The sequence below is a fragment of the Novosphingobium aquiterrae genome (assembly GCF_042434435.1).
GTDB classification, from domain to species: Bacteria; Pseudomonadota; Alphaproteobacteria; order Sphingomonadales; family Sphingomonadaceae; genus Novosphingobium; species Novosphingobium aquiterrae.
Map to the genome: position 1 here is coordinate 526,382 of NZ_JBHLTL010000006.1, position 12,453 is coordinate 538,834.

The window sequence follows — 12,453 nt, forward strand, 5'->3', positions numbered from 1 at the left end:
CCCTAGTTGCTGCGCACGGCCTGCTGGGCGAGTCGTTCGCGCAGGCGGGTAATCGCGCTGGGCATGCCGGCCTCACGCTCACGCCAGCCGTTGTCGAGCCGCTTGAGCCGCGCGTGAAACAGTTCGGTTGCCCGGATCAGCTCGCGCATTTCCGGCTTGAGCTGGACCAGATGGATCGGATCGCCTTCGGGAAAATCGACCAGCTTGCCATAACGGCGCAGCTGAAATTCCGACAGATCACCAACGAAATAGGCCCGGTGATTGAGCAGCCAGGCCACCGCGTGCATCATCCGTGTGGTGGTGCGCAGGGCCTCGCACGACAGGGCCACGGCAGCCAGGTCGGCATCTTCGCCTTCGATCCGGCCATGGCTGGCAAAGGCGGCGCGGACATCGTCCGACAGGGCCAGAGCCTCGGCATAGAGTCCTTCCACGATGCGCGGGTTGATGCTTGCCGGGCTTGCCATGGATGACGCGATAGGCCCGGCGATTCGCCTCTGCCAACAGGGGATTGCCAAGTTACGCACACCAATTTGGGACTGTCCCGCCGGGGGACGTTTGGCTTGCACGGACAGGCCATCCGGCCTGCCCTTTGCAACACCGGCCCGCTCCCCCGGCCCGACCACCCGCTTAAGGTACCCTATGGGTGGTCGGGCCGGGGGAGCGGGCCGGTTTTGAAGCCAATCGCGGAGGCGATTGGCGCATTCGGCCAACTAAGCAATGATATCGGGAATCAGATAGTCCTCGATCATTGCGATCTGGTCCTTGAGCTTGAGCTTGCGCTTCTTCAGCCGGGCGATCTGCAACTGGTCGCTGCTGCCCCCGCCGGTCAGGGCATCGATCGCCGCGTCGAGGTCGCGATGTTCGATCCGCAGCACTTCCAGGCGCTTGCGCATTTCCTCTTCATTCACGCGCAGGTTCCCCTTGCCTGTTTCGTCGACGGGCCCGTTCGTCGCAGCCCCGATTGTGCTGACCGCACCACCTCACGGATGGCCTTCGCAAGATAGGCTTAATGTGCTTACCTGACAATCGCAGTCCCCGCCGGTTACCGAGTCGGGCAACCACTCGATGACATGCGGGATCCCTGCGCCCCTGGGGGCTTGGCAAAAGGAGATTCCAGTATGGAACAGTCGCATGTCAGCGCTTTGCAATCGAAGCACGCCGGTATCGAACGGCAGCTTCAGGACGAAATGAACCGACCCCTGCCTGACCTGTCGATTGTCCAGACCCTGAAAAAGCGCAAGCTGCGCATCAAGGAAGAACTCGCGCACTTCTGATCCCGGTTTCGCGCCCGCCCTGCTGGCCTGTGCCGGCAGGGCAGGCCACGGGAATATTTCGGACGCCGCGTTTTCTTGCGACCCGCTTTCGGTTAGGCTGGGCTCATGACCGTTCCCAGCGCCGTATCCGCCGCACGCACGATCCTGACCCGCCTGCACGATGTCATGGCCTCGCGCAGCCATGCCCAGGCCAAGCTCAACACCGTGGTCGAAGTGATCGGCGCGGGGCTGGATAGCGAGGTCTGCTCGATCTACCTCCTGCGCGAAGGCATGCTGGAACTGTTCGCAACCCGCGGGCTGGCGCAGGAAGCGGTCCACGTCACGCGCATGGCGATCGGCGAAGGCCTGGTCGGGACGATCGCCGACAATATCGAGATGCTCAATCTGGCCGAGGCGACGGCCCATCCGGACTTTTCGTACCGGCCGGAAACCGGGGAAGACAAGTATCACTCCTTCGCCGGCGTCCCGATCGTCCGTCGCGAACGGGCAGTGGGCGTGCTGTGCGTCCAGCATGCCGATCCGCGCCGCTATGAAGAGGTCGAGATCGAGGCACTGCAGACCGTCGCCATGGTCCTGTCCGAGCTTATCGCCAATGCCGATCTGGTCGATGAAGAGGATGTTGCCGGGCTGTCTCCGCAGCTGTCGGGGCCGCAGCGGCTGCCCGGGCTGACCCTGGTCAAGGGGCTGGCGGCGGGGGTCGCGGTCTATCACCAGCCTCGCATCACGATCGAACACGTGATGGCCGAAGACCGCGATGCTGAACTGCAGCGGGTCTATCTGGCCTTCGACAAGATGCGCGAACAGATCGACCGGATGCAGGCCCAGGCCGAATTCGGCGTGGGGGGCGAGCACGAGGAGGTGCTCGAGACCTACAAGATGTTCGCTTACGACGAAGGCTGGAGCCGCCGGATCATCGAGGCGATCGACAGCGGACTGACTGCCGAAGCCGCGATCGAGCGGGTCCAGCAGCGCACCCGGATGCGCATGCGCCAGATCGACGATCCCTTGCTGGCCGACCGGATGCACGATCTGGAAGACCTGTCGAACCGCCTGCTGCGGATCGTCTCGGGCCAGATGGGCACCGCCGCCAGTATGGGGCTGCGCCAGGATTCGATCCTGATCGCGCGCAATCTCGGGCCGGCCGAATTGCTTGAATACGACAAGCGTCGGCTCAAGGGCGTGGTGCTCGAGGAGGGTTCCTTGACTGCGCACGTGGTCATCGTGGCGCGGGCGATGGGCATTCCGGTTCTGGGCCGGGTGCGGGGCCTGCGCGGGGTGATCCGGGACGGCGATGCGCTGCTGCTCGATGCCGAACAGGGCCACGTCGTCGCCCGGCCGCTGGACGCCGTGGCCGAAGCTTTCGAAGCGCGCTTCGCCAAGAGCAAGGAGCGCGCCGCCGCCTATGCCGCGCTGCGCGATGTCGAGCCCTTCACTCGCGACGGCACCCGCATCACCGTGATGATGAACGCCGGGCTGCGCGACGACATGCCCAACCTGTCGCTGACCGGGGCCGACGGGGTCGGGCTGTTCCGCACCGAGTTCCAGTTTCTGGTCAGTGCCACCTTGCCCCAACGTGAGCGTCAGACCCGCCTGTACCGCGACGTACTCGACGCTGCTGGCGACAAGCCGGTGGTGTTCCGCACTGTCGACATCGGCGGCGACAAGGTGCTGCCCTATCTGCGCCACAACAACGGTGAGCACGAAGAGAACCCGGCGATGGGCTGGCGCGCGCTGCGCGTGGCGCTGGAGCGTGAAGGCCTGCTCAAGGTCCAGGCGCGCTCGCTGCTCGAAGCCGCGGCAGGCCGCACGCTCAACGTGATGTTTCCGATGGTCTCCGAACCGTGGGAGTTCGACGCTGCCAAGGCGGTGTTCGAAAGCCAGCGGTTGTACCTCAAGGGACAGAAGAAAAAGCTTCCCGAAGCGGTCCGTTATGGTGCGATGCTGGAAGTGCCGGCGCTGGCCGAACAGCTCGACGTACTCGCACCGCAGCTGTCGTTCCTGTCGATCGGGACCAACGACCTGACCCAGTTCCTGTTCGCCGCCGATCGCTCAAACCCCAAACTGGCCGAGCGGTACGACTGGCTCAGCCCGTCGATCATGCGCTTCTTGCGCCGCGTGCTGGCCGGCGTGGCCGGACACAGCGTCGACGTCACGGTCTGCGGCGAAATGGGCGGCCGCCGGCTCGAAGCGCTGGCGCTGCTTGGCATCGGAATCCGCCGCCTGTCGATTACCCCGGCCAGCGTCGGGCCGATCAAGGAGCTGGTCCGCAAGGTCGACCTTGACCAAATCGGCGCGGCAATGAGCGGCTGGCTGCTGGCACCACCCCCCCCCAGCCTACGCGACGCGCTTGGCCAATGGGCGCACGAGCGCGGGATCGAAGTGGATTAAGTCGGTTCCTCAACCATCCTGTCACAATTCCTGCCCATTCTGGCGATGGGGCCCGGATGTGTGCGCGAAATCGCGTTGACTTGCGCGGTGAAGCGGCGATTGTCCCGGCCTGAAACAGAATAATGTCGCGAACATCGGGGTCGAAATGTCGGAGAATGCTGTGCTTGAGGCCGAATTGCCTCTCGAAACCGTTGGCGCGCGCCTGTTGCGTGCGCGCGAATCCGCGGGGCTCAGCCGCGCGCACATGGCCAATGTCACCAAGATCCCGGAACGCCATCTTGCCGCGATCGAAGCAAGCAATTTCTCGGCCCTGCCAGCGCGGACTTATGCCGTCGGTTTCTCGCGCAGCTATGCCAAGGCGCTGGGCCTCGATGAACGCGAAGTGGTCGATGCCGTGCGCGCCGAACTGGCGCAGCATCACCCTGCTCCAGTGCGTGCCGCCCCCGCTTTCGAACCCGGAGATCCGGCCCGCGTTCCCGCCGCCCGCTTCGCCTGGCTGGCCGCGCTGGCGGCGCTGGTGGTGATCGTTGCCGGGATCGCCTTTGCCTGGCGGAGCTACTATGCGCCCGCGGGAACCCTGCCGTCGATCTTGCCAGAAGAAACCGCCGCTCCGCCCGCTTCCGCCAGCGCTGCTCCAGTGGCGCCAACGGCAAACGGCCCGGTGGTGTTCACCGCGCTGGCGCCGGCCGTCTGGGTCAAGTTCACCGATGGCAGCGGCAAGCAGATCATGCAGAAGGAAATGGCCCAGGGCGAAACGTTTACCGTTCCGCAGGATCTCGCTGAAGTGAAGATCTGGACCGCCCACCCCGAAGCCCTGGCGATCACCGTGGGGGGGCAGCCGGTCGCCAAGCTGGCCGAGACCCAGCAGACGGTTAAGGACGTTCCGGTTACCGCAGCGGCGCTGCTGGCGCGCACAGCCGCCAGTGCCAGCCAATCGCCCGGCCCATCGTCCACCACGGTACCGCCGGTTGCAACCAATGCAGAGGCGCGCAACCGCGCTTCGCCGAGCCAGCCGCGCCGCATAACCCAGCGCGTGGCCGAACGGACCACGGTGCCGGCCGGCGTGACGCCCAGTTCTGCTCCGGCCGCCGCCGCGGCCCCTGCGCCCGCGGTGACGCCATCGCCCGCCGCGACCTGAAGCGGACTTTAGCTGCGCAAAACCGCCATGCAGCGCTCGACACCGCGGCTAACCCTTGGCTAACACGATCCGCGGTTCATCGCGGGTTTGGCTTCGCCGTCCTAGGGGGCGGGCGCAGTTCGATTTGAGGGACGGAAAACACAGCATGACACTTAAGCTCCGCGCCGCGCGCCCGGTTCTGCTCACTCTGGTTCTGGCGCTTGCCGCACCGGCCTTTGCCCAGAGCACCCCTGCCAATGTCGACACCCGGCTTCGCGCGGTCGAGGCAGAGGTAAAGGCGCTGCAGCGCACCGTTTTTCCGGGTGGCGACGGCAAGTACTTCCCGCCGCAGGTCCAGCCCGGGCAGACGGCAGCCCCGGCGGCCGGCACCCCGGCATCGACGCCGGTCAGCGATCTGCTCGCCCGGATGGATGCGGTCGAAGCGCAGATGGCGCGCCTGACCGCGCAGGGGGAGGAAAATGCCAACCGGCTGGCCAAGCTTGAGGCGAAGCTGGCCGCCGGGGGTACGGAAACTGCGGTCACTGCAGCGCCCGCTGCGACCGGGACCGAAAACGGTGCGACCACCAACACCAACCTGGCGGCGATGACCGGCGGCGCGGCTGCCGCGCCCAAGCCCGCGGCGACGACAGCCTCGGCCCTGGCGACGGCGACGACGACCAAAACCGCCACTACGCCGGCCAAACCTGCCGCAGCGCCCAGTTCGCGCGTGGCCGCGGTCAAGGCGATCCAGAAGCCGGCGACCAGCGATGCCGGCGATGACGAATACAGCTATGGTTACCGCCTGTTCGACGCCAAGTTCTATCCCGAGGCGCAACAGCAGCTGAAGATGTTCCTGCAGAAGTATCCGAAGCACGCGCGGGTCAGCTATGCCCGTAACCTGCTTGGCCGCGCCTACCTTGACGACAACAACCCGCGTGAGGCGGCGAGCTGGTTCCTGCAGAATTACCAGGCCGGTCGCAAGGGCGACCGCGCGCCTGACAGCCTGCTGTACCTGGCCGAGGCGATGCGCCAGTTGAAGGACAGCACGCGCGCCTGCGTCGCCCTGACCCAATTCGGTGAGGACTATGCCGCCGAAGCGGCGGGCCGGCTCAAGGGCCAGTACGACGCGATCCGCGCCACGGTGAAGTGCAATTGATAGGGCGCCCGCTCCCGAACTGACCGCGCGCTTCGCCGCCGACCTGGCCGCGCTGTGGCCGGGCGGGGGGCGATTGGCGCTGGCGGTGTCGGGCGGGCCGGACAGTCTGGCGCTGCTGCTGCTGGCCCATGCGGCCTTTCCCGGACAGGTTGCTGCGGCAACGGTGGATCACGGCCTGCGCCGCGAAAGCGCCGCTGAAGCCGCGATGGTCGCCGCGCTCTGTGCCGATCTTGCGGTTCCGCACGCGACGCTCAAGGTCTTGCTCGAACCCGGCAACCTGCAAGCCGAGGCGCGCGTGGCACGCTATGCCGCGCTGGCCGACTGGATGGCGTGCGAAAGTCTGGCCGCGCTGCTGACCGCGCACCATGCCGACGATCAGGCCGAGACGTTGTTGCTGCGGCTGAACCGAGGCAGCGGCGTTGCCGGACTGGCCGGCGTGCGTGCCAAAGGTACTGTGCCTGACACGGGACTGCTGCTGCTTCGGCCCTTGCTTGGTTGGCGGCGCGCCGAATTGGCCAGCGTTGTTGCCGCTGCGGGGATCGACCCGGTTCAGGACCCTTCCAACAGCGACGACCGGTTTGATCGCGCCCGGCTGCGCAAGGCGCTGGCAGAGGCGGACTGGCTCGACATGCCAGCTCTTGCTGCCAGCGCGGCGCATCTCGCAGACGCCGACGCCGCGCTCGACTGGGCGGCGCAGCGTGAGTGGCGCGAATGCGTGGTCAAGGCGCCGATGGGGCTGACCTATCGCCCGCAGGCTCCCAAGGCTGTCGCGCTCAGGGTGCTGGCCCGGATTGTTACCGAACTCGACGGAACGCCCCCGCGCGGCAGCGCCGTCGCCCGCCTGTTTGGCAGCCTGGTGGCGCGTCAACCGGCTTCGATCGGCGGACTGGTGGCGCGCGCCTTGCCCGAGGGGTGGAGCTTCACCAAGGCACCGGCGCGGCGCGGTTAAGCGCGCTGAGCCATCCCATTTTGCTGCATCCGCCAGACGAGCTGGTCATAGCGGTCCTGCCCGAAGAACGGTTCTCCCGCATAGACCATCAGCGGCACGCCGTAGTGCCCGCCAAGGCGCTGGTCGGCCTCGTTGGCCTTGATCGCCGCGTCGAGCCGCTCGGCCTCGGCCGCCTGCACCGCGTCCATCTCGGCCAGGTCGCCGCCGGCGCGGGCGACCGCGCGGGCCAGGTGATCGCCCTGGTCCCAGCCGTCGACCGCGCCCGACCAGATCAGCTGGCTGACTTCGCGCAGCAGCGCCAGCCCGAAACCCCGCTCGCTGGCCAGCACGCCCAGCCGGGTCAGGCGATGGATGTGCGGCTGCTCCCTGGGATAGGTCCGCGTGGGGAAGTCCATCACCACCGGATCGGGCCGCGGCCAGCGCAGGGTCATGCCGGCAAATTCGGCGCTGCGCACGCAGTCGCGCATCAGGTAGCTGGTCCACAGCGGGTCGGCGTGGGCGAAGAATTCGGGCTGGCGCACCGCGATCGGCAGCACCGGGCGGACCCTGACCTCCGCATCCCAGTCGCGTTCCAGGTCGATCAGGCGCGGTACGATAAGGTACGAATAGGGGCTGCGAAAGCTCCAGAACAGATCGACCGTGTGCGTCACAGCGAGGCCATGTCGATCACGAAGCGGTACTTCACATCGGCCTTTTCCATGCGCTCCCAGGCATGGTTGATCTCGTCCATGCGGATCATCTCGATCTCCGAGACGATGCCCTTGTCGGCGCAGAAATCGAGCATTTCCTGGGTCTGGGCGATCCCGCCGACGCCCGATCCAGCCACCGCCTTCTGCCCGCCGAGCAGCAGGCCGGAATGAAAGCTTTCCATCATGTCGATCATCCCGACCAGGCACAGCACACCCTTGCGGTCGAGCAGCATCAGGTATGGCGTCACGTCGTGCTTGACCGGCACGGTATCGAGCAGGAAGTCGAAACTGCGCCCCGCCGCCTTCATCGCCGCCCGGTCGGTTGAAAGCAGAACGTGGTCCGCGCCCAGTTTCATCGCATCGTCGCCCTTGTGGGCCGAGGTGGTGATCATCGTTACTTCGGCGCCCAGCGCCTTGGCAAACTTGGCCCCCATGTGGCCCAGCCCGCCCAGGCCGATCACCCCGACCTTGCTGCCCGGGCCAACCTTCCAGTTCTTGAGCGGGCTATAGGTGGTGATCCCGGCGCAGAGCAGCGGTGCGGCGGCGGCCATGTCGAGGCTGTCGGGCAGGCGCAGCACGTAAGGCTCGGCCACAACGATCCCGGCGGAGTAGCCGCCATAGGTCGGGGTGCCGTCGATCCGGTCCTTGGCGTTGTAGGTGCCGGTCACCCCTTCGCGGCAATAGTTTTCCTCGCCGTCCTCGCAGGCATCGCAGTGCCGGCAGCTATCGACCACGGTGCCGATCGCGACCCGATCGCCCGCCTTGAACCTTGTCACGCCTGCGCCCACCGCGCGGACCGTGCCGACGATTTCGTGCCCGGGGACGAAGGGATAGCTGCTGCGGCCCCAGTCGTTGCGGGCGACGTGCAGGTCCGAATGGCACACTCCGCAATAGGCGATGTCGATCGCCACGTCCTCGTCGCGCAAGTCGCGGCGGTCGATGGTCAAGGGGTTCAAGCCCGAATCCGGGGCAGTCGCGCCCCATGCAGCCGTTGCAGTCATGACCATCTCCTGTGTCCGTTGGGGCCATGCTGGAATTGTGCTTGCCCAAGGTCAATGCCCGCGCCATTAATCGAACGATTAAATTTGCGGGAGAGCAAGCCATGCGGATCGATTCCACCACCGCCGCGGTCGTCACCGGCGGCGCATCGGGTCTGGGCCAAGCGACGGCGGAGGCCTTTGCCGCGGCCGGGATCAAGGTCGCGATCTTCGACGTCAACGAAGACAAGGGCGTGGCGGTAGCGAAGGCGATCGGGGGGCTATTCTGCAAGGTCGACATCACCGACGAACAATCGGTGATCGATGGCTTTGCCAAGGCGCGCGCCGCCCATGGCCAGGAACGCATCACCGTGCACTGCGCGATGACCAGCCGCCGCGGCAAGACGCTGGCCTGGGACAAGGAGGCGGGCAAGCTGAAGCGCCTGTCGACCGAGGATTACATCTACGGCGTTCAGGGCATCCTGGTCGCCTCCTACCGCATCGCCTCGCTCTCGGCCGAAGGGATGGCCAGCCTTAAGCCGCTTGAGGACGGCGAGCGCGGCTGCATCACGCTGACCGCCTCGGTCGCGGCGCAGGACGGGCAGATCGGCCAGATCATATATGGCTCGGCCAAGGCCGGGGTCAACGGCCTGGTCCTGCCGATGGCGCGCGACCTGTCGGACGTCGGTATCCGGGTCAATTCGATCATGCCGGGGATCTTCGCCACCCCGCTGATGCTGGGTGCCAAGCCGCAGGTATTGGAAAGCCTGGCCGCTTCAGTTCCGTTCCCCAAGCGGCTGGGCAAGCCCGAGGAATTCGGCTCCCTCGCGCTAGAACTGGCGCGCAACAGCTATTTCAACGGGCAGTGCATCCGGCTCGACGGCGCGATCCGCATGGCGCCGCGGTAGGCATTCAAATCAAGCTGTCACCCTTGCCCACCATCTTGCCCTTGGTGATGTAGACCTTGGTTCCCACCGGGGCGAGGGCGAACAGTTTGGCGCCGAAGCTGTTGGGCACGCCGATGCAGCCGTGGCTGGCATAGCCCTTTTCGACCTTGGTGCCGTGGATCGAAACCCCGTCGGCGGTAAGGTTCATGGTGTATGGCATCGGCGCGTTGTCATAGGTCGAGGAGTAGTGATCCTTGTCCTTCCACTTGACCGGGAACACGCCGAGCGGCGTCGGCTTTTCGCTGGTGCCGAGCAGCACTGCGGTCGCGCCGATCTCATAGCCGCCGCGGAATACCGAGAGCACCCGTGCGTCGAGGTCGACCGTCACCACCAGCGGCCCTTCCGGCACGCCCTTGTCGTCCCAGTGCCATTCGCCGTACTTGATCGGCCCGCTGATCGGCAGGATGCGCTTGATCACGAAGGCCTCGTCGCGCGGCGCGGCGGGTTTGCCGGAGGCGGACGGACCTGCAACGGCGAAGGCGCCCTTGCCCGAAGGCGGCACTGCAGCCGCCTTGGTCCGGGTCAGCGGCTCGATCGCCAGATAGCCGAGCAGCACTGCCGCCAGCGCGATTGCGCCAATCAGGAATGCAGTTGATGTCCTTCGCAGCGCCATGGTGTCCTTGCCCGGGTCGTCGTTCCAGCCTGCCATAGGGCCAAGGTGCGGGCCAAGGCCAGCGCGGCGTCAGCGCCGTTCCGGGCCGGGACTGCCTGGCCGGTAAAGGTTAACGCTGCCCGCCGCCTTGCCTTTCCGCGGACTGCCTGCCACGGACCGCGCGATGACGACACCGCGTTTCGAACTGCTGGTCGGGGCCGACCGTTTCTGGGACCGGGCCAGGGTCGACATGGCCGCCGCCCAGCGCCGCGTGCTGGTCCAGGCGATGACCTTCGAGGCCGACGCGGCAGGGCGCTCGGTCGCCGATGCCGTGCTCGCCGCGACCGCAATCGACCGCCGCGTGCTGGTTGACGATTACACCCGCAACGTCATCAACGACACAATGCTGCCGCTGCCCTTCCGTCCTGCGGCGGTGAAGCAGGAAGCGGCAGATACGCTGGCGATGTTCGGCGATATGGCGCGGCGCGGGGTGGGCGTGCGGATCACCAACCCGGTGCTCGGCCAGCCGCTGCGCTACCCCTTGCGCAACCACAAGAAGCTGCTGGTGCTCGATGACGTCGCCTATATCGGCGGGATCAACTTTTCCGACCACAACTTCGCCTGGCACGATCTGATGCTGCGGATCGAAGGCGCGGACAGCGCCGACTGGCTCGTCGCCGATTTCGATGCCGACTGGGCCGGGCAGCCCCTGGCGGCGCGGCAGAATTTCGGCGACTTCGACCTGATCTCGCTCGACGGCGACCGCACACGCAATGCCGACCACTTTGCCCCGCTGCTGGCCGCGGTGGAGGGAGCAAAGCATACGGTCGAGATGATCAGCGCCTATCCGACCATGCCCTTCGTCGGCGCCTTCGCGGCCGCGGCGAGGGCCGGGGCGCGGGCGACGATCTACACCTCGGCGGCGAGCAACAAGCCGGTGGTGCGCGATTACCTGATCGGCGTGGCCGAACCCGCCGGGGTCGCGCTGCGCCTGCTCCCCGACATGACCCACGCCAAGGCGCTGCTAATCGACGGCGAGGTGCTGCTGCTGGGATCGAGCAACTTCAACTTCGCCAGCTACCGCACCAGCAGCGACTATGTGGCGGTGATCCGCGACCCGGCGCTGATCGCGAGCTTCGACCGCGAGATTTTGGCCCCGGCGCGCGCGCAGGCCGTGCCTGCGGCCGACCTGCGGATCCCGGCCTGGCGCAAACTGCGCGGGAGACTGGCACTGGAGTTCGCTGATGCGGCATTGGCAAGGCTGCGTCACGGGCCGGTGCGGGCGATCGATTGGCCCACGACCTAGCCATCACACCAACATCGTCGCCCCGTGCTTGACACGGGGCTTGGCTACCCTTCGTCGCCCGCTGGCAATACCCCATCCGCCGGAAACCACGCCTCCCACAGATCGTTCCAGCCCGGATTATCCGCCTCGATCAGCGCAAACTTCCACTCCCGCCGCCACTTCTTAACCAGCTTTTCGCGCGCGATCGCCGGTTCGATCTCCTCGTGCCGCTCGGCATAGACCAGCCGCCGCTTGCCAAAGTCCGCGACATGGATCGAGCCTTCACCTTCGCGATGCTGGTAAACTCGCCGGACCAGATCGGAAGTGACCCCGACATACATCCCGCCGCGATAGCGGTTCGCCATGATGTAGACCCAGCCAACCTTTTCCATGCGTGCGTTATGGCAAGCGCCGGGCGACAAGAAAAGCGAAGCCCCGTGTCAAGCACGGGGCGACGGGAAGGACTTTGGATAGGAGCTCAGAGCACAACCACTTCCCACCGGGGAGGGTGAGCAGATTCAGCGGGGGCGTGTTGTAATCGCAAATTTAGTGAGACATGGCTCCGCTTCAATCTCGCTGAATGCTGAATAACTCATTCTAGTTCTACTGGGGACAAAACGGTCATTGTAGAATGACCATACTGCCCGTCTGTTGCCATCAAAAGTCTGTTTGCTTCGCGGATTGTCCCTTGCCACCTCCAAGGCGAAGTTTGCAGTTCGGCCTTGGCAGACACTCTTGAACTTCCGATCCCATACAATTTTCTTGGTTCTCTCGAAGTCCCACTCATCCATAGACTTGATGAGCCTCAGCGAAGCGCGACCATGGTGGCATTCGACAGCGAAGATACAGGCGTCGTTGCCAAGTGCGCGATTCGCCATGTACGAGTTGGCAGATTTGACGAGCTTCTCCTTCGTAAGCTGCGACCAGCTCCGATAGCGCATTCCCCACTCGATTGGTCCGATTATCATCAGGAATACTGCGACAAGAAGCGCAAGAAATAAAACACATCCATGTCGATGGGTCGTCGATTTCATGCGTATCAAGAAACACGCCAGTTGTTATGACGCAAGTTGAAATCT

General features: G+C 65.7%; 13 protein-coding genes. 7 read left to right on the forward strand and 6 right to left on the reverse strand.

Features of this window, described 5'->3' with window-relative positions; all coding sequences use genetic code 11:
• Positions 1-2: 2 nt before the first annotated feature.
• Positions 3-464 (reverse strand): DUF1465 family protein, encoded by a 462-nt coding sequence (locus ACFFF7_RS12365; RefSeq protein ID WP_379481656.1) that lies wholly within the window; start codon positions 462-464, stop codon positions 3-5.
• Positions 465-710: 246 nt separating this feature from the next.
• On the reverse strand, positions 711-908 hold the full coding sequence (locus ACFFF7_RS12370; RefSeq protein WP_379481657.1) for a YdcH family protein: 198 nt from the start codon (positions 906-908) through the stop codon (positions 711-713).
• A gap of 210 nt (positions 909-1,118) precedes the next feature.
• Here ACFFF7_RS12370 and ACFFF7_RS12375 point away from each other — a divergent pair, with 210 nt between their 5' ends.
• The 5 genes from ACFFF7_RS12375 (at position 1,119) to tilS (ending at position 6,884) form a co-directional block, all read left to right on the forward strand.
• Entirely contained in the window at positions 1,119-1,274 is a 156-nt protein-coding gene (locus ACFFF7_RS12375) for a YdcH family protein (protein ID WP_379481658.1), read from the forward strand.
• 105 nt (positions 1,275-1,379) lie between these two features.
• Positions 1,380-3,662 carry a phosphoenolpyruvate--protein phosphotransferase gene (gene ptsP / locus ACFFF7_RS12380; protein ID WP_379481659.1) on the forward strand — a complete coding sequence of 761 codons (2,283 nt, stop codon included), beginning with the start codon at positions 1,380-1,382 and terminating at the stop codon, positions 3,660-3,662.
• Between the two features lie 145 nt (positions 3,663-3,807).
• Positions 3,808-4,800 (forward strand): helix-turn-helix domain-containing protein, encoded by a 993-nt coding sequence (locus ACFFF7_RS12385; RefSeq protein WP_379481660.1) that lies wholly within the window; start codon positions 3,808-3,810, stop codon positions 4,798-4,800.
• 145 nt (positions 4,801-4,945) lie between these two features.
• Positions 4,946-5,935, forward strand: coding sequence for a tetratricopeptide repeat protein (locus ACFFF7_RS12390; protein WP_379481661.1), 990 nt, complete (start codon positions 4,946-4,948; stop codon positions 5,933-5,935).
• Between the two features lie 73 nt (positions 5,936-6,008).
• Positions 6,009-6,884: a tRNA lysidine(34) synthetase TilS gene (tilS, locus tag ACFFF7_RS12395; RefSeq protein WP_379481662.1), complete on the forward strand. Its 876-nt coding sequence runs from the start codon at positions 6,009-6,011 to the stop codon at positions 6,882-6,884.
• Here the strand turns inward: tilS and ACFFF7_RS12400 are convergent.
• Together ACFFF7_RS12400 and ACFFF7_RS12405 are read right to left on the reverse strand one after the other, a co-directional pair.
• Positions 6,881-7,534, reverse strand: coding sequence for a 2-hydroxychromene-2-carboxylate isomerase (locus ACFFF7_RS12400; protein ID WP_379481663.1), 654 nt, complete (start codon positions 7,532-7,534; stop codon positions 6,881-6,883). The two genes, tilS and ACFFF7_RS12400, sit on opposite strands and share 4 nt — an antisense overlap.
• The gene (locus ACFFF7_RS12405; RefSeq protein WP_379481664.1) at positions 7,531-8,574 is read right to left on the reverse strand and encodes an NAD(P)-dependent alcohol dehydrogenase; all 1,044 of its coding nucleotides are present in this window, start codon (positions 8,572-8,574) and stop codon (positions 7,531-7,533) included. Before ACFFF7_RS12405 ends, ACFFF7_RS12400 begins: the two co-directional genes overlap by 4 nt.
• Before the next feature lie 101 nt (positions 8,575-8,675).
• Here ACFFF7_RS12405 and ACFFF7_RS12410 point away from each other — a divergent pair, with 101 nt between their 5' ends.
• On the forward strand, positions 8,676-9,458 hold the full coding sequence (locus ACFFF7_RS12410; RefSeq protein ID WP_379481665.1) for an SDR family oxidoreductase: 783 nt from the start codon (positions 8,676-8,678) through the stop codon (positions 9,456-9,458).
• A gap of 4 nt (positions 9,459-9,462) precedes the next feature.
• Here the strand turns inward: ACFFF7_RS12410 and ACFFF7_RS12415 are convergent, their stop codons facing one another.
• Positions 9,463-10,146 carry a L,D-transpeptidase family protein gene (locus tag ACFFF7_RS12415; RefSeq protein ID WP_379481666.1) on the reverse strand — a complete coding sequence of 228 codons (684 nt, stop codon included), beginning with the start codon at positions 10,144-10,146 and terminating at the stop codon, positions 9,463-9,465.
• 127 nt (positions 10,147-10,273) lie between these two features.
• Here ACFFF7_RS12415 and ACFFF7_RS12420 point away from each other — a divergent pair, with 127 nt between their 5' ends.
• Positions 10,274-11,395 (forward strand): phospholipase D-like domain-containing protein, encoded by a 1,122-nt coding sequence (locus ACFFF7_RS12420; protein WP_379481667.1) that lies wholly within the window; start codon positions 10,274-10,276, stop codon positions 11,393-11,395.
• Positions 11,396-11,439: 44 nt separating this feature from the next.
• On the opposite strand, the gene ACFFF7_RS12425 is transcribed toward ACFFF7_RS12420, so the two are convergent.
• Positions 11,440-11,766, reverse strand: a complete 327-nt coding sequence (locus ACFFF7_RS12425) for a GIY-YIG nuclease family protein (protein ID WP_379481668.1) — start codon at positions 11,764-11,766, stop codon at positions 11,440-11,442.
• Between the last annotated feature and the right edge of the window lie 687 nt (positions 11,767-12,453).

Excerpts from the sequence above, each read along its gene's own strand:
- ACFFF7_RS12365 (WP_379481656.1), bottom strand. The coding sequence starts at position 464 with ATGGCAAGCCCGGCAAGCATCAACCCGCGCATCGTGGAAGGACTCTAT.
- ACFFF7_RS12375 (WP_379481658.1), top strand. The coding sequence starts at position 1,119 with ATGGAACAGTCGCATGTCAGCGCTTTGCAATCGAAGCACGCCGGTATC.
- ptsP (WP_379481659.1), top strand. The coding sequence starts at position 1,380 with ATGACCGTTCCCAGCGCCGTATCCGCCGCACGCACGATCCTGACCCGC.
- ACFFF7_RS12385 (WP_379481660.1), top strand. The coding sequence starts at position 3,808 with ATGTCGGAGAATGCTGTGCTTGAGGCCGAATTGCCTCTCGAAACCGTT.
- ACFFF7_RS12390 (WP_379481661.1), top strand. The coding sequence starts at position 4,946 with ATGACACTTAAGCTCCGCGCCGCGCGCCCGGTTCTGCTCACTCTGGTT.
- ACFFF7_RS12405 (WP_379481664.1), bottom strand. The coding sequence starts at position 8,574 with ATGACTGCAACGGCTGCATGGGGCGCGACTGCCCCGGATTCGGGCTTG.
- ACFFF7_RS12410 (WP_379481665.1), top strand. The coding sequence starts at position 8,676 with ATGCGGATCGATTCCACCACCGCCGCGGTCGTCACCGGCGGCGCATCG.
- ACFFF7_RS12415 (WP_379481666.1), bottom strand. The coding sequence starts at position 10,146 with ATGGCAGGCTGGAACGACGACCCGGGCAAGGACACCATGGCGCTGCGA.
- ACFFF7_RS12420 (WP_379481667.1), top strand. The coding sequence starts at position 10,274 with ATGACGACACCGCGTTTCGAACTGCTGGTCGGGGCCGACCGTTTCTGG.
- ACFFF7_RS12425 (WP_379481668.1), bottom strand. The coding sequence starts at position 11,766 with ATGGAAAAGGTTGGCTGGGTCTACATCATGGCGAACCGCTATCGCGGC.